We start from the raw sequence: 22835 nt of genomic DNA, 5'->3' as shown, positions 1-22835 counted from the left end.
ACCTAGAGTATTCAATACCTCGGGTATTGACAAGCTCTTTACTTTCGACAAGATCAGGACTCATCGTGACCACAACGCATCCGGCACACGCCGCACCGGAAACACCCACGCCTCCGCACGAACACCCCAGCGACAACTTGCTGGCCAAATACGGCGCCACGAAAGTCATGGTCGCGCTGTTCGTCGGCATGATCCTGCTCCAGATGGGCTTCATCCTCAGCTATGTCGCCGCGTTCCATCAGCCGACGCCACGTGACATCGAGATTGTGGTCATCGCAGATCAGGGCACACCGGCCGGCATGGATCAGCAGATCGCCGACAAGCTCAACGCCATCGACGGCAGCCCGCTCGACGCGCGCGTTGGCGACAACACCGCCGCAGCGCGTCGGATGCTCCACGATCGCGAGATCCAGGGTGCGTTTGTCATCAATCCGGCGGGAGCCGACACCCTGATCACCGCCAGTGCGGGCGGTAGCTCCATTGCAACGTCACTCGAATCGATCTTTACCCAGGTCGAGAGCAGCCAGAACCGCGAGTTCGTGGTGCGCGACGAGATCCCGGTGGGCGCTCACGACAACCGCGGCCTGTCCGGCTTCTACCTCTCGATCGGCTGGGTTGTGGGCGGCTACCTCTTTGCCGCAGCAATCGGCCTGTTCATCGGTGCACCGAAGACGCTTCGCCAGGCAGCTGCGCATACCGGTGTGATCGCCGTGTACTCGGTGATTTCCGGGGCGTTTGGCGCACTCATCACGTCGCACGTTCTCGGGACCTTTGCCGGGCACTGGCTCCCGCTCTCGCTGCTGGGAAGTGCCGTCGTGTTCGGTACGGCAATGTTCACGGTCGGACTCCGCGCGGCAATCGGCGTCCTCGCCGTTCCATTGGCGATCGCAGTGTTTGTCATCCTCGGCAATCCTAGTGCCGGAGGCGCTTTCGGCTCGAATGTGCTCCCGTCGTTCTATGCGGCGATCGGCCGGTGGATCACTCCGGGCGCCGGCACCGAGGGTGTTCGAAGCATCGTGTACTTCGGCAACGTCGGAGTCGGCCAGCCCGTACTGACGCTTTTCCTGTACGCCGTGGTCGGCGCCGCCATGTTGTTCGGATTTACAATCAGGAAGAACCGAAAGTCCGCCGACACAGTGCCAACTCCGGCTGTGACAATCGCCGACTAGTCCTACTCTTGAATTCATGACGAGCCTCCTCCACCCCAACGCCTCGCACGTCGCCGAAACCCTGATCGCTCGCGGTCATCACGGCGTCATCGTCACGCAAGCCGACGCGACGCACACTGCCGAAGAAGCAGCGGCAGCTGTCGGGGTGGAGGTAGGCGCGATCACCAAGTCACTTGTCTTCCTACTCGACGACGATCCAGTGTTGTTGCTGGTCTCAGGCGCGCACCAGGTGAATCTGCAGGCAACGGGTGAGCGCCTCGAAGGCAAACTGACCCGCGCTCCCCTGGAGATGGCCAAGGCCGCAACGGGTCAACCCATCGGCGGAGTAGCGCCGCTCGGGCACCCCACCAACCTGCCGACGTACGTCGACACCGCGCTCGAGCAGTATCCGATCCTGTGGGCCGCGGCGGGCCATCCGAACACAGTCTTCCGCACGACGTATCCGGAACTGCTGCGCATCACGGCCGGCCTTGCCGTGGATATGGACTAAGGACGGTCAGACGCGCGCTTATAGTGGGTCGAAAGACCAAATTTCCCACCGGAGAGCCCCGTTGACTGACACGCCGAACGATATTTCCAACCCAACCACACCCGACGCGACCACCGCGCCCGAGTTGTCCACCGGCATCTGCGCCGCCGACTACCGGGCCGCACTGGGCCGTCACCCCGCGGGAGTCACTGTTGTCACCCTCGACTCCGGCACCGGACCGGTAGGTTTCACGGCGACCTCGTTCTCGTCGCTCTCGCTCGAGCCGCCGCTCGTGTCGTTCAACATCGCGGAGACGTCGTCGAGCATCACCGCCCTCAAGGCCGCAAAGTCCTTGGTGATTCATCTTCTCGGTGAACACCAACAGCATTTGGCCCAGCGCTTTGCGCGCAGCGCCGATCAGCGTTTTGCCGATCAATCACTCTGGGCTGTCCTCGATACCGGAGAGCCGGTTCTGCACGGCACGCCCAGTTGGATGCGCGTCACGGTCGATCAGTTGATTCCGGTGGGCGACCACACCCTTGTTGTCGGGCTTGTCACCCGAGTTCACGCCGACGAAGACGATGATTCCGCTGCGGCGCCGCTTCTTTATCACGAGGGCAAGTACTACCGCCCCACTCCACTGGGACAATAACCGCGCACAACGAAGGCCTCGCTGGGAATCCGGCGAGGCCTTCGTTGTTCGCGAAAGAACTTACAGCGCTACGTACTTGGTATCGAGGTACTCGTCGATACCTTCGGTTCCGCCTTCGCGACCGAAGCCCGATTCCTTGACACCACCGAACGGTGCTGCGGCATCGGAGATCGCGCCGCGGTTGACGCCGACCATGCCGGTGTCCAGCTTCGCCGAGACGCGCATCGCGCGATCGATGTCGCGGGTGTAGAAGTACGCCACAAGCCCGAACTCGGTGTTGTTCGCTGCGGCGATGGCTTCGTCTTCGGTGTCGAAACCTACTACGGCTGCAACAGGTCCGAAGATTTCTTCCTTCAGCAGGCGCGCGTCGGCGGGCACCTGGTCGAGAACGGTCGGGGTGAAGAAGAACCCCGGGCCTTCGGGCGCCGATCCACCGGTGCGCACGCGAGCACCCTTGGACACGGCGTCGTCGACGAGTCCGGTGACGGTGGCGAGTTGCTTGGTGTTGATCAGCGGGCCGATGTTGGTGCCCTCGGCGTCACCTGCACCCACCTTCAAGGCCGCAACCTTGGCGGTGAACTTGTCGGTGAATTCTTCGCGCACCGAGTTGGCAACGTAAATGCGGTTAGCTGCGGTGCATGCCTCGCCGCCATTACGCATCTTCGCAAGCATCGCACCGTCGACAGCTGCATCGATGTCGGCATCGTCGAAGACGATGAACGGCGCGTTGCCACCCAGTTCCATGGACGTGCGGAGAAGCTTGTCAGCGGCATTGCGCACCAACAGCTTTCCGACGCCGGTGGAACCGGTGAACGTAACCTTGCGCAGACGTGCGTCTTCCATCAGCGGTCCGCTGATAGCTGCGGCGTCGGAGGTCGGGAGGATCGAGAGCACACCGTCAGGCAGGCCGGCGTCGGCAAATACCTGGCCGAGAAGCTGCATGGTGAGCGGAGTGTCCTCGGCCGGCTTGACGATGATGGTGCAGCCGGCCGCAAGTGCCGGTCCGATCTTTCGGGTTCCCATGGCCAACGGGAAATTCCACGGCGTGATCGCCAGAACCGGTCCGACGGCTTCCTTGGTGACGAGGATGCGACCGTTACCGGCCGGAGCCTGTGTGAAACGTCCACCGATGCGGACGGCTTCCTCACTGAACCAACGCAGGAACTCGCCGCCGTAGTTGACCTCACCGCGACTCTCGGCCAACGACTTACCCATTTCCAGGGTCATCATCAGCGCGAAGTCCTCGGCGCGGGCGTGCAACAACTCGAACGCGCGACGCAAGATCTCGCCACGGGTCCGAGCGGGCGTCGCGGCCCAATCATCTTGTGCCGCAGCAGCGAGATCGAGCGCACGGATACCGTCAGCTGCAGTGGCGTCGGCTACCTGAGCCAACTCTTCGCCGGTTGCCGGGTTGTAGACCGCAAAGGTCTTCTCGGCCGGCGTGAGCTTGCCGCCCAGCCAGAGACCTTGGGGTACGGAATCGAGAAGTTCCGAGACGTTCGACATGTCAGTTCTCCTGTGCTGCAGTGCGAATAGCAGACTCGAGGACGGTCAGGGCGTCGTCGAGCAGCTCTTCGGAAATGACCAACGGAGGGAGTAGACGAATGACGTTACCGTAAGTGCCGCACGTGAGGATCACAACGCCTGCCGCGAGGCACGCAGCTGCGATGGCCTTCGTGATGTCGGCATCCGGCTCCTGTCCGCCGGGCTTGACCAGCTCGATGGCGAGCATGGCGCCGCGTCCACGAACGTCGCCGATGACGTCGAGTTCCTTTGCCAGCGCGTTCATTCGGCCGACGACGGTGGTCTCGATGGTGCGGGCGCGACCACAGAGGTCCAGCTCGTGCATCTGGTCGATGGATGCCAGCGCCGCGGCGCAGGCGACGGGGTTACCGCCGTACGTGCCGCCGAGGCCGCCCGGGTGGACTGCGTCGATCAGGTCGGCGCGGCCTGTGACAGCTGCGAGCGGCATACCGCCGGCGATGCCCTTGGCAAGCGTGACCAGGTCCGGGACGATTCCCTCGTGGTCGCTGGCGAACCAGGCACCGGTACGGGCAAAGCCTGCCTGGACCTCGTCGGCGATGAAGACGACGCCGTTTTCCTTGGCCCACGCGACGAGCGTCGGGAGGAATCCTTCTGCGGGAACGATGAATCCGCCCTCACCCTGGATGGGCTCGATGAGGATGGCTGCCGTGTTCGACGCGCCGATCTGCTTCTCGATCATCGTGATGGCGCGCTGTGCGGCCTGCTCACCGGTGATCTTCGAACCGTCGACGTTCAGGCCCTCGCGGTACGGGTAGGACATCGGAACGCGGTAGACCTCGGGGGCAAACGGGCCGAAGCCACTCTTGTACGGCATGGACTTTGCCGTCAGTGCCATCGTGAGGTTGGTGCGGCCGTGGTACGCGTGATCGAACACCACAACGGCGTCGCGACCCGTTGCGTGACGCGCGATCTTGACGGCGTTCTCGACGGCTTCGGCGCCGGAGTTGAACAGAACGGAACGCTTCTCGTGGTCACCGGGGGTGAGCTCGGCGAGGCGCTCGGCGACCTCGATGTAGCCCTCGTACGGAGCGACCATGAAACAGGTGTGGGTGAAGTGCGCAACCTGATCCTGAACTGCGGCGACAACAGCCGGGTTGGATGCACCGACGCTGGTCACGGCGATACCGGCACCGAGATCGACGAGCGAGTTGCCGTCGACATCGACGATCACTCCGCCGTCCGCGTCAGCGACGTACACCGGAAGGGTGGACGCGACGCCTGCTCCGACAACCTTCTTACGACGCTCTGCGAGCGCAGCCGAGCGCGGGCCCGGGAACTCCGTGACGATGCGACGTTCCTGCGGAAGCCGGTATTCGATTGCACTCATGTGACCACCCTCTCGGTTGTGTATTGCATTCGAGTATGCGACGCGCGAGCACCATCGAGCAGTGCCGAAATGGATATCTACATACTCAGGCCTACTCCATATCGGCAGCTCCCGCTAGCCTTGAACTCGTGACCGTTCCGATCTCCTGGCTACTGCGTCAGAAGCACCTGTCGCTGACATTGCTGACCGACCCGTCGTCATCCACTCAGCCGGTCACGTTTGCACAGGCCACAGAGCTGACGGACCCCACTCCGTGGCTCTCGGGCGGGGAACTGGTGCTCACCACCGGGCTTGCATTCGTGGGCGCTACTGCCACTGATTTTGCCGACTACGTCGACCGTTTGGCGTCGGCGGAAGTGTCAGCGCTGGGGTTCGGAACGGGACTTTCTCACAAAGAGGTCCCGCCGGAGCTTCTCGCAGCTGCCCGCGGTCGCGGACTTCCCCTGCTCGACGTTCCGTTCACCACCCCGTTCGCGGCAGTCACCCGCGCGGTGATGACCCGGCTGAGTCAGCAGGAGTACGAGTCCGTCCTGCGCGCGGCAGAAGTACAGACGCGCATCACCCGGGTTGCGCTGCGCGGCGGTGTCTCCGCGATCGTGCGCGAACTGGCCACGGCGACAAAAACTTCGGTTGCGTTTGTCGGCGACCGCATTACCGCCGTACATCCCGCAAATCAGAAGTCGCTGATCGCCGAGGTGCGTGCCGTGGCCGCGACCACTCGCGATCCCAATGCACCGGCATCGATTTCGCAGAGCACCCCCGAGCGGACGCTTACGCTCTCCCCGGTCGGCGTGACCGACAGTTGGCACGGCTACCTTGCACTGGCCGGTTCGGGACCACTGAGCAACATCGACAGAGTGCTTCTCGGACATGCTGTTTCACTGTTGACCCTGGAACTCGAGAAGCCAGTGCGCCTGCGGGCCGAACGATCCAAACTGAACTCGATGGCATTCGGACTGCTACTCGACGGACGAATCGCCGAAGACTCCGTGCCGTCGTATCTCGGCGAAGCGAGCGACACCAACGGATTGGTACGCGTCGTCCACATCCGAGGATCAGCGCTGGGACCTGCTCTACGCGAGCTGGACAGCGCACTTGCACGCGCAGGAAGACCTCTTTTTGCCCAAGTGGAGAACACCGCACTCACCGTGCTGCTTCGTGGCACCGATACCGTCGACACCGCACAAGCGCTTCTGGCGCAGCTGTCTCCGAGCGAATCCAAGGCAGTTCGCGCCGGGATCAGCACGCCGCACCCAATCCTCGACGCTTCGCGCGCACTCGTCCAAGCCCGCGCTGCAGCCAACCTCACAACGGCTACAGCGCGCATTCTCGAATTCGATGCACTGACGGGTTCGACGATTCTTGCGTCCGAACCCGCAAGAGAAGCGCTTGTTGCCATGGCCGCCGACACGATTCCCGTGCTGACCGAACACGACGACAAACACGGAACAGCCCTCGCGATCTCGCTCCGCGCCTACCTCGAGGCCAACGGCCAATGGGAATCTGCCGCTTCCGAACTCGGTATCCACCGGCACACTCTCCGAGGTCGCATCACCCGCGTCGAAGAACTCTTGCGATGCGACCTCGGAGAGGCCAGGGTCAGAGCTGAACTGCTGCTGTCGCTACTCGCTTGGGAGAGCCGCTGACAAGAACGACGATGTACCGCGGATCAGCAATTCGAGTTCCGCATCGACGGTGCACAGTCGTGCAGTGTCGAGCGAACCGCTGCGGCGAACACTGGACATCAACGTCGTAAATCGGTGCACAGCATCGAAATTGGCGCTCGACCACCGCTGCACCACACCGTCGCGATCGTCGTCGAGAGCACCTGATACCAGATCCGCAAATCGCGTCGTCAATCGAGCATGAACGGCAGCGCTGCCCATGACCTCCCAGTGTGAAGCTCCGACGGCAACGTCGACGCCGCCGAGCACGTCACCCAGATCAAGCTCTGCAGCGAGCTCACGGTAGACGGTCGCAGCCGCCTGGACCGACGTATTCTCCTGCAGTGCAAGGTCGGCCAACGCCAGAGCTCCGAAGGACACCTCGATACGTTCGCTCGAGTTCAGCCCCGCCGTGAGTTCGCGCACCGGCCCCGACCATCGATCGATGTCTGCCCGCGGGTTCACCGCAAACCGTCCGGCCGCTCCTGGCCGTCGCAGCACCCAGCTCATTTCGGACTCGAGCAACTGTTGCAGTCGATCAAGTGCCTGAAGTTGTTCGGCAGCATCAAGATCGGAGTTCAGAATGTCGCGGCGCAGACCCTCGGTGCCGAGCACCTCACTGACCACCGCATACGCCAACGACGCTTCCGGGCTGCGCACACCCAAGTGCTCTTCCAGCCGGAACAGCACACCCGGCCCTACGCGGTTGACCAGTTCGTCGACCACCGAAGTGATGATGATGTCGCGTCCGAGTCGGTGCGCCTGCACAGCCTCTGGCGCTGCCTCGACCACCGACGGCGGGAAGTACTGCGTCAGCCGGTCGGCAAAGATCTTGTTGTCAGGGGCCTCGGAAGCACCCAACTCGGCAGTCAGCACATTCTTCGACTGAGCAACCAGCACAGCAAGTTCGGGGCGAAGAAGCCCCTGACCTGCCCGGGCCCGCACGGCAAGCGACTTGGCATCCGGCAGCGATTCTTCGACGCGTTTCATGGCGCCCGCCGCAATCAGATTCTCGATCAGCCGCTCGTGCTGGTCGAGAAGTGCCGGTGCCCGATGCTCGGCCAGGCTGATGGCAAGGGTTTGATCCTCGCTGGCCTTCAGTACCGACGCGGCTACCTCGTCCTGGGCCGACGCCAGAAGCGCATTTCGTGAGCCGGAATCCAACCCTGCAAGAGCGATCTTGATGTTGACCTCTCGGTCCGACGTCGCAACACCGGCCGCATTGTCGATGAAGTCGGCGTTGATTCGTCCACCGCCGGCAGAGTATTCGATCCGCGCGCGCTGTGTGAAACCGAGATTGCCGCCCTCCCCCACCACGCCGGCACGCAATTCGTCCGCACTCACACGAACACCGTCGTTGGACGGATCGGCCGCGTCGACGTTGCTCTCGCCCGACGCCTTCACGTAGGTGCCAACGCCCCCGTTCCACAACAGGTCGACCGGCGCACACAGGATCGCCCGGATCAATTCCTGCGGGGTGAGCTTCTCCTCGGTGATTCCGAGTGCGTCGCGGGCCTCGCGCGGAAGACTGATGGACTTTGCGCTGCGCGGCCACACGCCGCCGCCGCTCGATATCACGGTGCGATCGAAGTCGTCCCAGGACGAGCGCGGCACGGTGAAGAGGCGGGCGCGTTCACTGAACGTGGCCTCCAGGTCCGGGTTCGGGTCGATGAAGATGTGGCGGTGGTCGAACGCCGCAACCAGACGAATCTTGTGCGAGAGCAACATTCCGTTGCCGAACACGTCGCCGGACATGTCGCCGATCCCCGCGACGGTGAAAGGATCAGTGTCGACGTCCACACCACGTTCGGCAAAATGGCGTCGCACAGCCACCCACGCGCCGCGGGCGGTGATGCCCATGGCCTTGTGGTCGTAGCCGGCCGAACCACCCGACGCAAAGGCGTCGCCCAGCCAGAAACCACGCTCGATCGCAATGCCGTTCGCCACGTCGGAGAACCGGGCGGTTCCCTTGTCCGCTGCCACGACAAGATACGAGTCTTCACCGTCGTAGGCGATCACTTCGGCCGGATGTACCGGCGAGCCGTCGACGATGTTGTCCACCACGTCGAGCAGTCCGCGAATGAACGTGCTGTACGACTCCTGCACCTGGTCCGGTGTGGGCGTGGATGTTCCGCGCACGACAAAAGCGCCCTTGGCTCCGGTCGGAACGATGGGCGAGTTCTTGACGCTCTGGGTTTTCATGAGGCTCAAGGCCTCGGTGCGGAAGTCCTCGAAGCGATCGGACCATCGCAGGCCGCCACGTGCCACCGACGAGCTTCGCAGGTGAACGCCCTCGACGTTGGGTGCGCTGACGTAGATCTCGCGGAACGGAACGGTTTTCTGCGGCGTCGACAGAACCTGGGAGTCGATCTTGAACGACGCGTACGACAACGGATTGCCGGCGCCGTCGCGCAGGTACCAGTTGGTCCGCAATGTTGCCTGGAGAAACGAGCGAACACCGCGAAGAACCCGATCTTCGTCGAGAGTGTCTGCGCTGTCGACCAACTCGTCGATCAAGGTGATCGCGGCGGCAACCGCCACACTGCGCTTCGGCACTGCCGGGTCGAATCGCGCAGTGAACAGTCCGAGTGCCGCCCGAACGAATAGGGGCTTCGCTTGCAATACTCCCACGATGTAGCCTTCGGACAGCCCGATGCGTGCCTGCGCGAGGAACCGGCACGCCGCGCGCAGCAACTCTGCGTCACGCCACGTGATGTCGGCTCGGCCGATCAGGCTGGAAAAGTTGTCCATCCGGGTCCTACCGGCAACAACAGCTTCGAAAGCCGAGGCCATCTTCTCGAGCGCACCGCCGTCGAAGGCGCAGGGCTCGAAGGTGAAATGGTGCGCCGATCCGAGAACTGTCGGAAGCGGGCGGTGCGTCGACACTCGAAGTCCGAGGGATTCGAAGTTCTCGCACAGATCGGAGAGGGAGGGCTCTCCGGACGGCCACAGAACCACGCCGGTCAGTTCGTCGCCCTGACGAAATACCAGTCGTTGCCCTGCTGCTGCCAACTCGGCAACCAGTCCCAACGCTGGATCCGCTGAGTCCGCGAATTCTGACTTGGTTGCCGTTGATGTGCTCGCCATTGAACACCCTCCTGGAAAGTATTGGATCCGAACACTTTCCAGTGTTACGTGCATCACCGAATAAAGTTCGTGCCCGATAGGAGTACAAACCCTCCCCGGACACGACAATCCGGCAGTTGCAAATCTCGGGTCAGTCACCCAGCCGGATCGGCGCCAGATCCGCAAAGACGTCCCCAGGACCAGGATTCCCGGACGGCGTAGAACCGCCCAGATGGTGGACGACGCCCCACACTGCGTTGATCGCCGTCTGGATCGCTCCCTCGGCCCAGCCCGCCGTCCAGGAGATGTCATCGCCCGCGAGGAAGATTCCGCGATGACGCGGTTCCAGGTCGCTTTGCACGAAGTGCGAGAACAGCCGCTCCTGGTACCGGTAATGCCCGGGCAGATTTGCCTTGAAGGCACCCATGAAGTCGCGTTCGGTTTCCCAGGACAGCGTGACCGGACTGGAGATGATGTGACTACGGAAATCGACGCCGGGGTAGATCTCTTCCAAGGAGCGCAACATGATCTCCATGCGCTCGGTAGCGTTCAGCGCCAACAACTTCAACGAATCATCCGACCACGTGTACGACAGACAGATCAGGCCGGGTTTCCCTTCCCCTTGATCGAGGAGGTACGTGCCGCGACTCATGCGGTCGGTCAGTGTCATAGACACCGAATCGCGACCGGTCTCGGGATCCTTGTCTTTCCAGAACGGACGATCGACAAGAACAAATACCTTGGTCGAGCCCATGTAATGGGTTCGCTCGATCGCAGTCCAGTGATCGATCGGGAACAGATCGTCGGCGCAGCGGATGTTGTTGAGAAGCATCCAGCTCTGCACAGTCACAATGGCACTCGCATATGTTCGGATGAAACCCTCGGCATCGACAACCGTGAACCGACACGGTTCGGTACGTCGCAGTTCAGTGACACGGGGCCGCGTTTTCCCGCCATTCAGCGAAGAAACCGTTGTGCCTGCCGGCCAGTGCCTCATCTGCGCGGGGGTTCGGTCCCACAGCCGCAACGGCAACTGCTGCGATCCACCGACGATGCCACGGTGATCGTCATCGGCTGCTGTGATGACCACACGAAGGATCTCGAGGATCGAATTGGGATAATCCGTATCCCAGCCGCCGGTACCAAATCCTACCTGCCCGAACACTTCCCGCATATGAAAGGACTTGAAGTGCTTCGACGCGGCGAGAAATCCGTAGAACGTCTGGTCGTCGTATCGCACCACCAACTCGTTCCAGATCCGCTTGATCTCAGCGGTATCGCGGTCCCGAATTGCCTGCTGCATGGGAATCAAATCGGCGTAGTCTTCCAGAGTGCGTGCCCACGCCTGTGCGACCTCGGTGAAGATCGGCGGCAAATCCTCGAGTGTGTGCGCATAGTGGCTTTCGCCCTTGAGGTCGATGACGGTACTCGGGGTCACCTCCGCCAGCGGGTTGGCGAACTCCTGGGTCTCTAGCGCCATCTCGTCGAGGTAGTGGAAGAGCGTTGTCGACGACGGCGGGAATCGCATCGCACCCATCTCCGCGACTACGCCCGGGTAGCCGTCGAATTCGACCGAGCGCATTCGGCCGCCAATCTGATCTGCCTCGTAGACAACCGGTTTGAGTCCGATTCTGAGCAGCTCGTACGCCGCGATCATGCCGGCAAGCCCGCCGCCGATCACCGCGATTTCGGTACCGAACGCGACGTCGGGCACCGATCCCAACCCAGCCGGGTCGGCAACGTAATCGTCGTAGGCAAAGGGGAAGTCGGGGCCGAACATCGTCAGCGGAGGCAACGGCCCCGGCTCGGAGGAACTGTCGGGAGCTACGGGAACGGTCATCGGCGGCCCTCTCGCTGGGAGCGATGGTCGGGATACAGATCGAGTCGACGATCATCGAGATGTGTATTGAGCGAACGTGATCGAGTGACAACCGCGGCGGCGATATCGGTAAGAATCAGTTCCTGCGCGGCACCCGCTCGGGCCAGTTCCCTACCGGTCGGATCGATCGCACACGACAACCCGCAATAGGTGAGTTCGGACTCCGAACCACAGCGATTGACGTAGGTCACAAACATCTGGCTCTCGTAGGCACGAGCCGGAACAACTTGTTGTGCGATGTGTTCGTACGGAGCCATCAGTCCGGTGGGCACGATCAACCACTGGGTTCCGGCATCAGCATGGGCACGAACAGCTTCGGGGAATTCGACGTCGTAACAGATCAACAGACCACACCGGATTCCGTCGAGATCGAATCCGATAACCAAAGTGTCACCTGGCACAAAATTCTCACGATCGAGCGCCCCGAAGAGATGCGTCTTGCGGTAGTTGGCAAGCGAGAGGCCGTTGCGCCCTACTACCTGCACGCTGTTGTAGACATCGCTGCCGGAGAGTTCAGGATAGCCGTAGACAATGGTGATTCCGGTGCTGACCGCGACCGCCGCAATCGCGTCGAAGATCGGTCCGTCCGCCGGTTCCGCGCGCGTTCCGACCAGTCCACCGATGTTGTATCCCGTTGCGGACATCTCCGGCGTCACCAGGATGGATGCCCCCGACGCCGCCGCTGTGCGTGCTGCGGCCCCGATCGCCTCCACATTGCACTCCACCGACGCAATGGCACCTTTCGACGTGAGCGGGCCTTGAAACAGTCCGACGCGGAGGGAATCGACCTTCATCGTGCGCTCCTCGAGAAGTTCCGTGACGTCAGTATGCGACGGGGACGACTACAAAGGGTGATCGGCAACGCCCAATCTGTCAACTAGAGTTTCCTAAAATTCAACCTGGGATATCAGGCAGGAACGCGTGGACCCTCCGGCAAAGCCGGATTCAACACCCACAGAACCTTGGCCTGCACGGTGCCCTCAGCCGAGAAACTGTGGTTGTGACGCGGAGCAAAGGTGAACGAATCCCCCACTTGGAGGACCACGTCCTCCGCGTCGACGGACTCACTTTCCGGGTCGGTTCTCCCACCCTCGAACGACACCCGCAAACCACCTTCGAGGACGTGAACGAAGTTCACATCGGCCGGCAGACTGTAGTACTCCCGCCCACTTCCCCCACCGGGTTCGATTTCGCTCATCAGCACCTGGATGCGACGCTCATTCGACGGCGTGAGCAGGAATTCCGCCATCTTTTCGCCGCCAAAGCTGATCTGTGGCCTAGCGTCGGCGCGCACCACCTCGCCTGCTGTCGCGTTCTCGAACAGCGAGCCGACGGGGATCTCCAGTGCAGCGCACACCTTGATCAGGGTCGCCACCGACGCGTTGACGTGATCGCGCTCGAGTTTCGACAGGTATCCCTTGGTCACTCCGCACGAAGCGGCCAGGTCGTCGAGGGTCAACCGCTTCGACTGACGGGCAGCCTTGAGCCTGGCCCCGATCTGCGGCCCACCAGGCTCCGAGCTGTCCTTCATCTTCACCACGCGGTAACTCCTTCAACACAATCTGTCCCTTATAGGAAACAAGAGTTGACAAATAGGCTTCTTGAAGAAACCATACTTGCACAGAGAGCTACATCACCGATGTGCCGTTCACAAGCAGGGACCCCACACATGGCCACCAACGACGCCGGATCATTCATCGGCCCAGTCGACGCGACTCGAGTCCCCCGATACGCCGAACCGACCACCTTTGCGCGCCTGCCGCGTCTAGACGAGGTGTCGCGCGCCGACGTGACCATCCTGGGGATCCCCTTCGACTCAGGGGTCAGCTACCGTCCCGGCGCGCGCTTCGGCCCTGGTCACATCCGCGCTGCGTCGAAGTTGCTGCGTCCGTACAACCCGGCTTTGAAGGTCTCCCCCTTCGCCAACCAGCAGGTTGCCGACTTCGGCGACATCGGCGTCAATCCCTTCGACATCCAGGAAGCGTTGACGACGATTCAATCCGCGGTCACCGACCTGCGCGCCGACGGCTCCTCGGTGCTCACGCTCGGTGGCGACCACACCATCGCGCTGCCGATCCTGCGATCACTCGCACGCGATCACGGACCCATCGCCGTGCTGCACTTCGATGCCCACCTCGATACGTGGGACACCTATTTCGGCCAACCCTTCACGCACGGAACACCTTTCCGCCGCGCCAGCGAAGAGGGCCTCATCGATATGGAGCGCTCACAGCACATCGGCATCCGCGGACCGCTCTACAGCGAGAAGGACCTCGAGGACGACCGAGTGCTCGGCTTCCAGGTGATTCGCAGCGACGATTACGAGGTCGACGGCGTCGCCAGCATCGTCGAGCGCATGCGTAAGCGCCTCGACGGTGGCCCGGTGTACGTCTCCGTCGACATCGACGTACTCGATCCCGCCCACGCTCCGGGTACCGGAACACCGGAAGCGGGCGGCATGACGTCGCGCGAATTGCTGAACACACTGCGAGGTTTGGTGGGCCTCAACGTGGTCGGCGCCGACATCGTCGAGGTCGCGCCGGCATACGACCACGCCGAGATCACCGGTATCGCAGCGGCTCACGTCGCTTACGAGCTGCTGTCGGTACTCGCACTCAATCGCTGAAGCAGCACAACGGTATCCGTGGTGTGATGCATCTCGGGGTTCGCGGGAAGATCGCGCTCCCGCGACTCCGAGACCAACACCTTCCACCCATCCGTGAACAGCGACTCCACGTAGTCCGGGGTATGCAGCATTGCTCGATGGTGCTCCGTCGGCGACTCGTGGGGCGAGTGGCCGACAATCAGCAGATGACCACCCGGTGCAACCAGTTCACCGAGAGCTCGGAACAGTTCCCCGCGTGCGGGTTCGAGCATGTGGAAGAACTGCGCGGACACCAGATCAAACGAACGGCCCTGCGGATCCCACTTGGTCAGGTCTGCTTCCAGCCACTCGATATCAACGCCAGAGCCCTCGACGTGAGCCTTAGCGCGACTGAGCGCCACCGACGAAATATCCGTGCCCGTGACCTTCCACCCGCGGCGTGCCAACCACAGAGCGTCGGCGCCCTCGCCGCATCCGACGTCAAGCGCGGTACCCGGCGCAAGGTCTGAAGCCTCGGCGATCAACTGCGGGTTGGGGTTTCCGCTCCACCGTGCTGGGCGTTCCTCGTACAGCGAGTTCCAGAATTGTGCATCCGCCTTGGCAAACGGGTTCTCGGTCGCGTCAGCGTGGTTGTCGTGGTTCTGCTGTGCGTGGTCATGGTGTTCGTGGTCATGGTGTTCGGGGCTCATGCATTCCAGGATGAGCAATCTCCACGGCTGGTGCAACGTTCCTTGCCGAAACGGCAAATAGCGCCGACGCGACTCTGACGCCGTCCCGCTTCGTGTCCGTCTCAGAAAAGACGGAGCCTGGCTCGCCCGCCGCGTCACACCCACAGACAACGGATTTATGGCATGCTCCGCTGGACCGGCACTCGTTCGATTCTCGGGAAAGGACCTCGCGATAGCCGCTCCTCGCGCTGATGTCGCCCTTGCCGTCGCGGCCGCGACGGTCCTCGGTGTTGGTATCGGAGTCCTTCTCACCGACGTTCTTGCGGGCCTCGCTGTCGGCCTTGGCGCTGCGGTCTTGTTCCGTTTTGCGCTTCGGATGATCAATACCCGCAGGTGACGGCTGTGGAATAACTTCTAGGACCCGGTCGTTGTACTGGCTGTCAGTGTTCGGTTCTTTGCCCCGGGTACCACCCCAGAAATGCCGCTTCGAGCGGCCACTTGCCGAGAGGCGCAAGGCGGGCACTGACACTTGCGAAGCCGTCGACACCATCAGGTGCCGACGGTTTCCTAATTTCCAGGCCCGCCGGCGGTCAGACAGATGTGAGAATATGCGGTGTATGTCTGCCATCACCGATTACTTCGCAGCCCCCTCGGATGCCGCCGCAGCCACCGCATTGGACGACGGGCCGATCGACCCTGTGCAAGCCAAGGGCGTCGACCCGATCGTCTCGCTCAGCCGCCTCGAGTCGGTGCTCACCGGCAGGACATATGACGAGATCACAGCCGGACTCAGGCGAGGATCGCTGGTTGCCGTCAACGACGACGGTGACGCTTACATCCTGACCGTCGCCGACGAACTACGGGACGCACTAGCCGGTTTGGATGCCGAAGGTGTGATGGCAGCGGCTCGCGCTTGGGCAATCGACGAGACGGTCGAGCCTTCCGAAGAATCGGTGCCATTTCTCGCCGCGCTTGCCGAACTGGCAACCGGGGCAGTGCACCGTGGCGACCGCATCTACTGCCACATGGTCATCTGAGCGTATGTACGAGGACGGAACCGTAGGGCTCGACGAGCACGGCATCACAGTCCGACACTTCACTCAGCCCTGAATTCCCGCCAAGAACGCGGCTTGGTCCGCCAGATACCCGGGCGCGAAGAGCGAACGAGGTGCAAGGACGGCCACCAGGGTCGACATCAGTTCGGAGTCTTCGAGGTTCTTTTCCACCAGCGAATGAGTCGCTTCAGGGTACTTCTTGACCACCAATTGCCCTGGTGAGTCGAGCAATTCGCGATACACCGATTCCGTATCTGCCACGTCGACGTTCACGTCATGTCCGCCGAGAATCAAGAGCACCGGAACATCCACGGTTTCGAGATCGGCTCGGGCATCAGACCGATAGTTTTTCCGGATGAAGTTCCAGCGATCTTCGGTGAGACCGTCAGCCTCACCGGACACCACGAGATCGTCGAACGACGCGTCCCTGGCCAACTGTTCCAAGTTCTTCGCTCGGTCGGCCCGGGCCTTCTCGAACTCGTCGGCCGACGCATTCCGTTCGGAAAGCTCTGCACGAGTATTGAATTCACCTTGCTCTAGCCAGTTGATCGCGGGACCCACAGCAATGACGAACGCGATGTCCGAATCGAGGTTTACCACCTTGGGCATCACCCAGCCTGCCTGACTTGCACCCCACAGGCCGATGCGAGCCGGATCGATATCCGAGCGTCCCCGCGCCCACTCGATCGCCGCTTCTGTCTCCGCGGCTCGATCATCCATGCTCTGATCCAGCCAATTGCCCGGCGCCCCGTTGACCCCCGGCTTGTCCCACGAAAGTGACGCGTAGCCTGCCTGCGCGAACGACTCCCAGAACGGCCGGTAGAAGGTCTCGTGTGTTGCATCGATCGGTCCGTCTCCGTGGACGAAAACCACGAGCCCGAAGGGACCGTCACCGCGATCGGGAAGTGCCAGGACTCCCTGAAGCGGCACCAATCCCCCGGTGATCGTCACTTTTTCCTCACGGAGGTCGTAGGTGTTTTGGTACAGGGTCCAGCCGACCAGACCAATGATCAGTACAACGACCACCCCCAGAGAAGCGATCACCCACCTGCGTAAACGTGGGCTGTTCTTCCTCTCGCGCTCCGATTGCACTGCCATCTCCCCGCCCTAACGTACGAATCTCGAACGACCGTTTCTATTTCGATAGTACAGTTAGGTGCGAAGATGTCGAGAAGGAAAGAAAGGGCTGAGCGATGACAGCTGTCGATGTACCCACGCGGATTCTGATCGAGGGACTTCTGCGCGCAGACGGAACTGTCGACGGGCACACCCTGTATGCCACCGCCGGCGCCCTCGACATGACGGACCAGCAGATTCGACTGTGCATCAAGCGGTTAGTCGCCGAGGGAAAGTTCACACAGGAGGGGCGTGGGCGCCAGGCCACGCTGCGGGCAACCACGAAAGCCGTGCGGGAGATGGAACCCGACGTCGAGTTCGTTCGGCTCGCCTATCAACAAGATCGAGGCACCACGACGCCGTGGGACGGGCGCTGGCATGTGGTGGGATTCGCAATTCCGGAGTCGTCGCGGAAAGCGCGAGATGCACTGCGCACCAGGGTGACCTATCTCGGTGGAGCCCTCGTGCAGGGCGGCTTGTACGTCTCGCCGCACGCGTGGGAACCCTATGTTCTCGATGCGGCCGCCCAACTCGACGTCGAACAGTATCTGTCTTCTCTGACCGCTCGCGACCTGAAAGTGGGCACCCTCGAAGACCCGTCGAAGATTGCCGCACAATTGTGGCCACTGGATCAGATTGCGGCCGGATACGATCAGCTACTGAACGTGGCGACCTCGCGCCTGCAAAAACTGCGGAACACCTCAGCCTTCACTGACACCGACGCCGTCACGATGACCGTCGAACTCGCCGCGGAATTCACGCGAGCGATGGAACCCGATCCGCTCCTGCCACCGGAACTACTGCCCACCAACTGGATCGGCAAGAGAGCGCGGTCGATCACTGCGCAGTGCTGGACACTTCTGGCACAGGTGGACGGCGCCGACCAACTACCCTCGCTGTTCCACCTGTACGCAGATGCAATCGGTGATCAGGACGCGAGAGTGCGCTGACGCTGGGGCAATCCGAAGCGACCGAGAACTTCGTCGACAGCGGTGGCCGGAGTCACCAATCCCCGCGACTGCAGCCACGGAATGGTTTCGCCGACAAGATGTTCGAGAGTTCGAGGCAACGACAACGGGAGCAAAGTCACACCGTCTGCGACGTCGGCAGCCCGAATATCGGCAATCAAACTGCCGAGCCCGGACGGCGTACCGACGTAGTGCAGCGATGCCGGGACTCGCGGGACGTTCAGCGCACTGTCCAACTGCGCCAACTCTTTACGCGCGGCCCGCGCTTCCGGAGCGATCAGAACTTCGAGATCGACCAACACTGCAACAGAGTCGGGATCGCGGCCGTCCTCGGCGATCGCTGCACGAATCTGGGCGCGCTGAGCCTGCGCATCGCGCAGGTCGCTGGCCCGGATACGAATGACATTGACAGGGAAGGCCGTTAGATCGAGAAGGGTGTCACCTTCGGTGAGATCCACCCAGTAATCCGCGCCGATGAGCGGAAGGTTTCCGGGAGCTCCTTCGGCGGCGGGGTGGTGGCCGAATCCGGTGAGTTCAACAGCTACATGCAGGGAATGAGATGCGATAGAAGACATGTGTTTCTCCGAAAGTATGGAGGGAGGGGTGAGCGCGAGACGATCGTCAGCTCGTACACATTCCAAACGTCGCAGTTGTCATGTCTGCCATGTTAGTTGCCTATTTCGATCAGTGCATCCGGATATGGGCTCAGACGCATTCGGCTGCGCCGGCGTCGCCGGCGGTGCCACCAAGGAAAGTGCGGGTCTCGGGCACGGGATTCCATGCACCGGCGGTCTTTTCGTAGTTCCAATCACGCTGATTCGAAACCAGGATGCTCACGGCGTTGATCAGGCGGGTGACGTCGTCGGAGCTGCTGCCCAACCCGAGGCTGGCGCGCACGGCACCGCCGGACAGGCCGAGACGCGAGAGCAGCGGGTGCGCGCAGAAGCGTCCGTCGCGGACGCCGATGCCGTGTTCTGCGGAGAGGAATGCGGCAACCTCGCCGGCCTCGTAGCCGTCGACCGTGAAGGTGACGATTCCGACGGCGTCGGGAGCATCGGCCCACAACCGGAGCAAGTTGACGCCGGCGATGGCGGCCAGTCCGTCGGTCAACTGAGCGGTGAGCGCCTTCTCGTGCTCCGAGATGGCGTCGAAGTCGAGCGCGGTCAGTGCGTCGCAGGCTGCGGCGATTGCAGCAGCACCGAGGACGTTGGGCGAACCGGCCTCGTGACGGGCGGGAGCACAGGCCCACTCGGTGGATTCCAGCGTCACCTCACGGACAGCGCCGCCACCGGCAAGGTACGGCTTGGCCTCGTCGAGCCAGTCGCGGCGACCGACGAGGACGCCGGCACCGAACGGTGCGTACAGCTTGTGACCCGAGAACGCGAGGTAGTCGACTCCGCATTCCTGCAGATCGATACGACGATGGGGAGCCAACTGAGCGGCGTCGACGAGGATGCGTGCACCACAACGGTGTGCAATGTCCGCGAGGCGTGCGATCGGCAGGATCTCGCCGGTCACGTTGGACGCTCCCGTGATGGCGAGGAGCGCGGCGGGCTTGGTGCACAGTTCCGCAATCAGGCGCTCGATGGTCTCTTCGACGGTATCGGCGGCCGTGACGATGCGAGCGTCGTTCCAGGGCAACAGGTTTGCGTGATGCTCGACGTCGAGAACGACGGTGCTGCCGGGCACGGACTGAGCGAGAAGATTGAGCGAGTCCGTGGTGTTGCGGGTGAAGACGACAACCTGATCGTCAGCGCAGTTCACGAAGCGAGCAACCGATTCGCGAGCGTTCTCGTAGGTCAGCGTGGAGATCCGGGAGGCGTATCCGGCACCGCGGTGAACGCTGGCGTACGTGGGAAGAAGTTCCGCAATGCGATCGGTGACCTGGGCCAATGCGGGCGCGCTCGCTGCGTAGTCGAAGTTCGCGTAGGAACACTCACCACCCTGGACGAGGGGAACCTGTAGGTCGGCGCCAGAAACCTTGGCAATGGGAGCGGTGCAGGTATCGGCACTCAGAACAGCAGTCATCGAAGACAATCCTCACGTTCAAGGACTCATTCGTTCGGGTGATGTCCCCGGAAGAGTCCGCGCTTGCCGAATCCGTTTTCGGATACAGCCGGGTCGTCACCCGGAGCACCCCACCGCGGAGGAGGGTTGCCGACCAGCAAGCCGGGGCTGAACACTGGTACTCGTGACCTGCAAACGAGAATGGCAGGAGTCAACCGGCTTGTCAACCCCAACGCAGAACACGCTCTCGACTCCGACAAATCGCCCGACATCTCTTCGTGGTGACCACCATCACGGTAACGTTTCGGCCTCCGTGGCACCGCAACCTTCCGAGGAGCCTTCACGGGCCATAAGCGCTTGACCTACAGAATCATTCACCGAGTTTGACAAATACGATTCGTTCCGAATCTCGCATTGACCCTTCATTCCTTGCATTCCAGAGAGATTCGAACAGATTTCGAGCAAACGATTACGAGAATCCTTAAACAGCAACAAAATACAGATCGATAGTCGAACAAGACCGGCAGATTCGTCAACACTGCACCATCTTTCATTCATTTGAGTCGCCAGAACTGCGCAGCTACGTTGAATTGCAAAGCAATAGCCCGGTCTTTACTGCGATGGTGCGAGCGCATGCCCACCTACGTGACCTGTGGCCGCCGTACGAGGGCTGAGCGCGTCGACGATGTCGCCGGAGTGCGACAAGAACGCTGAACTGTGTGAAGGAGCGAGATGACTGCGGTCAAAAACGCGTGGAGGGGACTACGGAAACCCGTATTCGTCCCGGCATCGATAGTGATCTTCGGGTTGATCGCCTTTGCTGTGATCTACTCCGGGACTGCGTCCGACGCCTTCCAGAGCCTCAACAACGCCATCACCGATGGTGTCGGCTGGTGGTACATCCTGTCTGCCACCGGATTTGTGGTCTTTGCGCTCTACTGCGCGATCAGCCGGATCGGCAACATCAGACTCGGCCGCGACGACGAACAGCCCGAGTTCGGCATGATGTCCTGGTTTGCCATGCTCTTCAGTGCAGGCATGGGCATCGGTCTGGTGTTTTACGGAGTGGCAGAACCACTTTCGCACTACGTGGACCCGCCGGTCGCGGGCCGGGTAGCAGGATCGACCGACGCGGCCGCAAATCAGGCAATGGAACTGACGATGTTCCACTGGGGCCTGCACGCGTGGGCAATCTACGTTGTCGTCGGCCTCGGACTGGCGTACATGACCTACCGCAAGGGTCGCCCGCTGTCGATCCGCTGGCTCCTCGAACCCCTGCTCGGACGCGCCCGCATCGAGGGCAAGATCGGGCACGCCATCGACGTCGTTGCGATCGTCGGCACCCTGTTCGGCGTCGCTACCTCGCTCGGATTCGGTGTTCAGCAGATTACCGCCGGCCTCGACTACCTCGGCTGGGTGGAGACCGACAACTGGTTGGTCATCGCCATCATTGTCATCGTGACAGGTATGGCTACATTCTCCGTGGTCTCCGGCGTCACCAAGGGACTGAAGTGGCTCTCCAACATCAACATGATCCTGGCCGCGGTTCTAGCTCTGTTCGTGCTGATCCTCGGCCCCACGCTGTTCCTCCTGCAGTCCTGGGTGCAGAACCTCGGCGGCTACGTTCAGGCTCTTCCGGAACTGATGCTGCGTACCTCACCGTTTGCCGACGACGGCTGGGCCGGCGCGTGGACGATCTTCTACTGGGGATGGTGGATGAGTTGGGCGCCGTTTGTCGGCATGTTCATCGCCCGCATTTCGCGTGGACGCACCATCCGTGAATTTGTGTTCGGTGTTCTGCTCGCGCCCACACTCGTCGGTTCGCTGTGGTTCACGATCTTCGGCAACTCCGGCATCCTGCGTCAGCGCAACGAGGGCACCATGCTCGACGCGTCCGGCGCCGTCGATACCAACACGTCGCTGTTCACGCTGCTCGACGGTCTTCCGCTCGGCACGATCTCGAGTATTCTCGCCATCGTTGTCATCGTGTTCTTCTTCGTGACGTCGGCCGACTCGGGCTCGATCGTCATCGACATTCTCGCGACGGGCGGCAATCTCGAGACATCCAAGATCACCCGGGTCTACTGGACCTTCCTGTCCGGCGCCGCCGCAGCTGTTCTGCTCCTTGTCGGCGGCAGTGGATCACTGACCGCCCTGCAAACCGTGGCTATCGCGACGGCGGTTCCGTTCTCGATCATCATGGTGCTGGCGTGCCTGTCGATGCTCAAGGCGTTCCGATACGAGGTTGCCGCGGCTCCGCGGTACTTGCGGATCTCGACCACCAACAGCTCGGTCGACGTGCCACAACCGTCGACCAAACGATTGCGCGACCTGAACATCTCGTCGAGCTTCGCCGGGCTGACGCCGTCGCAATCAGGAATCACCACTGATCCGAGTGATACCCACATGTTCGTCGCAGTCCACGAAGTCCCGCAACACGCGGTCAACATCAACCCGGATACCGGCGTCGTCGACATCTCCGCAGATTCTCGTGCCGTCGACCCGCTGGGCGGCGAAGTGTTCGACACTCCGGAGTTCGCCGATTCGGCCGAAGGACACCTGCAGAGCGTCACGAACTCGGAATAAGCGCCGCGTCGGCATGTTGCATTAGGCAGAACTGTTCACCAACTCGCAAACTTGTCATG

The 22835-nt window shown here is 62.0% G+C and carries 19 protein-coding genes and 1 riboswitch; of the genes, 9 read left to right on the top strand and 10 right to left on the bottom strand.

Annotated elements, in window-relative coordinates; genetic code table 11:
- Positions 1 to 65 precede the first annotated feature (65 nt).
- From KYT97_RS22390 to dszD, 3 genes are all read left to right on the top strand, one after another.
- A complete protein-coding gene (locus tag KYT97_RS22390) occupies positions 66 to 1169 on the top strand; it encodes a hypothetical protein (RefSeq protein ID WP_219110696.1) in 1104 nt (367 codons plus the stop codon).
- Positions 1170 to 1185: 16 nt separating this feature from the next.
- Entirely contained in the window at positions 1186 to 1659 is a 474-nt protein-coding gene (locus KYT97_RS22385) for a YbaK/EbsC family protein (RefSeq protein WP_033236297.1), read from the top strand.
- A 61-nt stretch (positions 1660 to 1720) separates the two neighbouring features.
- Positions 1721 to 2290, top strand: a complete 570-nt coding sequence (dszD, locus tag KYT97_RS22380) for an NADH:FMN oxidoreductase DszD (protein WP_033236296.1) — start codon at positions 1721 to 1723, stop codon at positions 2288 to 2290.
- Positions 2291 to 2350: 60 nt separating this feature from the next.
- Here dszD and KYT97_RS22375 read toward each other — a convergent pair whose 3' ends face one another.
- Positions 2351 to 3796: an NAD-dependent succinate-semialdehyde dehydrogenase gene (locus KYT97_RS22375; RefSeq protein ID WP_095888132.1), complete on the bottom strand. Its 1446-nt coding sequence runs from the start codon at positions 3794 to 3796 to the stop codon at positions 2351 to 2353.
- A gap of 1 nt (position 3797) precedes the next feature.
- Complete coding sequence (gene gabT / locus KYT97_RS22370) at positions 3798 to 5162, bottom strand: 4-aminobutyrate--2-oxoglutarate transaminase (RefSeq protein WP_033236294.1); 1365 nt, start codon at positions 5160 to 5162, stop codon at positions 3798 to 3800.
- A 128-nt stretch (positions 5163 to 5290) separates the two neighbouring features.
- Between gabT and KYT97_RS22365 the strand changes: the two genes are divergently transcribed.
- Entirely contained in the window at positions 5291 to 6808 is a 1518-nt protein-coding gene (locus KYT97_RS22365) for a PucR family transcriptional regulator (protein ID WP_219110695.1), read from the top strand.
- Here the strand turns inward: KYT97_RS22365 and KYT97_RS22360 are convergent.
- The 4 genes from KYT97_RS22360 to KYT97_RS22345 form a co-directional block, all read right to left on the bottom strand.
- Positions 6785 to 9913: an NAD-glutamate dehydrogenase domain-containing protein gene (locus KYT97_RS22360; RefSeq protein ID WP_219110694.1), complete on the bottom strand. Its 3129-nt coding sequence runs from the start codon at positions 9911 to 9913 to the stop codon at positions 6785 to 6787. The genes KYT97_RS22365 and KYT97_RS22360 overlap by 24 nt on opposite strands.
- A gap of 130 nt (positions 9914 to 10043) precedes the next feature.
- Positions 10044 to 11732 (bottom strand): flavin monoamine oxidase family protein, encoded by a 1689-nt coding sequence (locus tag KYT97_RS22355; RefSeq protein ID WP_045068264.1) that lies wholly within the window; start codon positions 11730 to 11732, stop codon positions 10044 to 10046.
- A complete protein-coding gene (locus KYT97_RS22350; RefSeq protein ID WP_219110693.1) occupies positions 11729 to 12565 on the bottom strand; it encodes a carbon-nitrogen hydrolase family protein in 837 nt (278 codons plus the stop codon). The genes KYT97_RS22355 and KYT97_RS22350 overlap by 4 nt, the downstream gene beginning before the upstream one ends.
- Before the next feature lie 113 nt (positions 12566 to 12678).
- Complete coding sequence (locus KYT97_RS22345) at positions 12679 to 13302, bottom strand: helix-turn-helix domain-containing protein (protein WP_092806789.1); 624 nt, start codon at positions 13300 to 13302, stop codon at positions 12679 to 12681.
- Positions 13303 to 13440: 138 nt separating this feature from the next.
- Here KYT97_RS22345 and speB point away from each other — a divergent pair, with 138 nt between their 5' ends.
- The gene (speB, locus tag KYT97_RS22340; protein ID WP_033236289.1) at positions 13441 to 14397 is read left to right on the top strand and encodes an agmatinase; all 957 of its coding nucleotides are present in this window, start codon (positions 13441 to 13443) and stop codon (positions 14395 to 14397) included.
- Here speB and KYT97_RS22335 read toward each other — a convergent pair.
- Entirely contained in the window at positions 14361 to 15065 is a 705-nt protein-coding gene (locus tag KYT97_RS22335) for a class I SAM-dependent methyltransferase (RefSeq protein WP_219110692.1), read from the bottom strand. The genes speB and KYT97_RS22335 overlap by 37 nt on opposite strands.
- Before the next feature lie 157 nt (positions 15066 to 15222).
- Here KYT97_RS22335 and KYT97_RS22330 point away from each other — a divergent pair, with 157 nt between their 5' ends.
- Together KYT97_RS22330 and KYT97_RS22325 are read left to right on the top strand one after the other, a co-directional pair.
- The gene (locus KYT97_RS22330) at positions 15223 to 15441 is read left to right on the top strand and encodes a hypothetical protein (protein ID WP_033236287.1); all 219 of its coding nucleotides are present in this window, start codon (positions 15223 to 15225) and stop codon (positions 15439 to 15441) included.
- A gap of 220 nt (positions 15442 to 15661) precedes the next feature.
- Positions 15662 to 16081, top strand: a complete 420-nt coding sequence (locus KYT97_RS22325; protein WP_033236286.1) for a hypothetical protein — start codon at positions 15662 to 15664, stop codon at positions 16079 to 16081.
- A gap of 63 nt (positions 16082 to 16144) precedes the next feature.
- Here the strand turns inward: KYT97_RS22325 and KYT97_RS22320 are convergent, their stop codons facing one another.
- Positions 16145 to 17143, bottom strand: a complete 999-nt coding sequence (locus KYT97_RS22320; RefSeq protein ID WP_415395485.1) for an alpha/beta hydrolase family protein — start codon at positions 17141 to 17143, stop codon at positions 16145 to 16147.
- Positions 17144 to 17292: 149 nt separating this feature from the next.
- Between KYT97_RS22320 and KYT97_RS22315 the strand changes: the two genes are divergently transcribed.
- Positions 17293 to 18165 carry a PaaX family transcriptional regulator C-terminal domain-containing protein gene (locus tag KYT97_RS22315; protein ID WP_219110690.1) on the top strand — a complete coding sequence of 291 codons (873 nt, stop codon included), beginning with the start codon at positions 17293 to 17295 and terminating at the stop codon, positions 18163 to 18165.
- On the opposite strand, the gene KYT97_RS22310 is transcribed toward KYT97_RS22315, so the two are convergent.
- Complete coding sequence (locus KYT97_RS22310; protein WP_033236283.1) at positions 18144 to 18758, bottom strand: LLM class oxidoreductase; 615 nt, start codon at positions 18756 to 18758, stop codon at positions 18144 to 18146. The two genes, KYT97_RS22315 and KYT97_RS22310, sit on opposite strands and share 22 nt — an antisense overlap.
- A 130-nt stretch (positions 18759 to 18888) precedes the next feature.
- The gene (locus tag KYT97_RS22305; protein ID WP_033236282.1) at positions 18889 to 20211 is read right to left on the bottom strand and encodes an aminotransferase class V-fold PLP-dependent enzyme; all 1323 of its coding nucleotides are present in this window, start codon (positions 20209 to 20211) and stop codon (positions 18889 to 18891) included.
- Positions 20212 to 20265: 54 nt separating this feature from the next.
- Positions 20266 to 20380: riboswitch (SAM riboswitch) on the bottom strand.
- A gap of 542 nt (positions 20381 to 20922) precedes the next feature.
- Between KYT97_RS22305 and KYT97_RS22300 the strand changes: the two genes are divergently transcribed.
- Positions 20923 to 22776 carry a BCCT family transporter gene (locus tag KYT97_RS22300; RefSeq protein WP_033236281.1) on the top strand — a complete coding sequence of 618 codons (1854 nt, stop codon included), beginning with the start codon at positions 20923 to 20925 and terminating at the stop codon, positions 22774 to 22776.
- Positions 22777 to 22835: the final 59 nt, after the last annotated feature.

Source organism: Rhodococcus globerulus (genome assembly GCF_019334125.1).
GTDB lineage: Bacteria > Actinomycetota > Actinomycetes > Mycobacteriales > Mycobacteriaceae > Rhodococcus_F > Rhodococcus_F globerula.
The sequence above is the reverse complement of the archived record's forward strand: the minus strand, read 5'-3'. Positions and strand labels throughout refer to the sequence as shown.

Bases quoted from the DNA above. Each gene is read 5' to 3' on its own strand.
- KYT97_RS22330 (WP_033236287.1), top strand. From the start codon at position 15,223: ATGGCATGCTCCGCTGGACCGGCACTCGTTCGATTCTCGGGAAAGGAC.
- KYT97_RS22335 (WP_219110692.1), bottom strand. From the start codon at position 15,065: ATGAGCCCCGAACACCATGACCACGAACACCATGACCACGCACAGCAG.
- KYT97_RS22375 (WP_095888132.1), bottom strand. From the start codon at position 3,796: ATGTCGAACGTCTCGGAACTTCTCGATTCCGTACCCCAAGGTCTCTGG.
- gabT (WP_033236294.1), bottom strand. From the start codon at position 5,162: ATGAGTGCAATCGAATACCGGCTTCCGCAGGAACGTCGCATCGTCACG.
- KYT97_RS22300 (WP_033236281.1), top strand. From the start codon at position 20,923: ATGACTGCGGTCAAAAACGCGTGGAGGGGACTACGGAAACCCGTATTC.
- KYT97_RS22310 (WP_033236283.1), bottom strand. From the start codon at position 18,758: ATGTCTTCTATCGCATCTCATTCCCTGCATGTAGCTGTTGAACTCACC.
- KYT97_RS22385 (WP_033236297.1), top strand. From the start codon at position 1,186: ATGACGAGCCTCCTCCACCCCAACGCCTCGCACGTCGCCGAAACCCTG.
- speB (WP_033236289.1), top strand. From the start codon at position 13,441: ATGGCCACCAACGACGCCGGATCATTCATCGGCCCAGTCGACGCGACT.
- KYT97_RS22345 (WP_092806789.1), bottom strand. From the start codon at position 13,302: ATGAAGGACAGCTCGGAGCCTGGTGGGCCGCAGATCGGGGCCAGGCTC.
- KYT97_RS22315 (WP_219110690.1), top strand. From the start codon at position 17,293: ATGACAGCTGTCGATGTACCCACGCGGATTCTGATCGAGGGACTTCTG.
- KYT97_RS22360 (WP_219110694.1), bottom strand. From the start codon at position 9,913: ATGGCGAGCACATCAACGGCAACCAAGTCAGAATTCGCGGACTCAGCG.
- KYT97_RS22355 (WP_045068264.1), bottom strand. From the start codon at position 11,732: ATGACCGTTCCCGTAGCTCCCGACAGTTCCTCCGAGCCGGGGCCGTTG.
- KYT97_RS22305 (WP_033236282.1), bottom strand. From the start codon at position 20,211: ATGACTGCTGTTCTGAGTGCCGATACCTGCACCGCTCCCATTGCCAAG.
- KYT97_RS22325 (WP_033236286.1), top strand. From the start codon at position 15,662: ATGTCTGCCATCACCGATTACTTCGCAGCCCCCTCGGATGCCGCCGCA.
- KYT97_RS22350 (WP_219110693.1), bottom strand. From the start codon at position 12,565: ATGAAGGTCGATTCCCTCCGCGTCGGACTGTTTCAAGGCCCGCTCACG.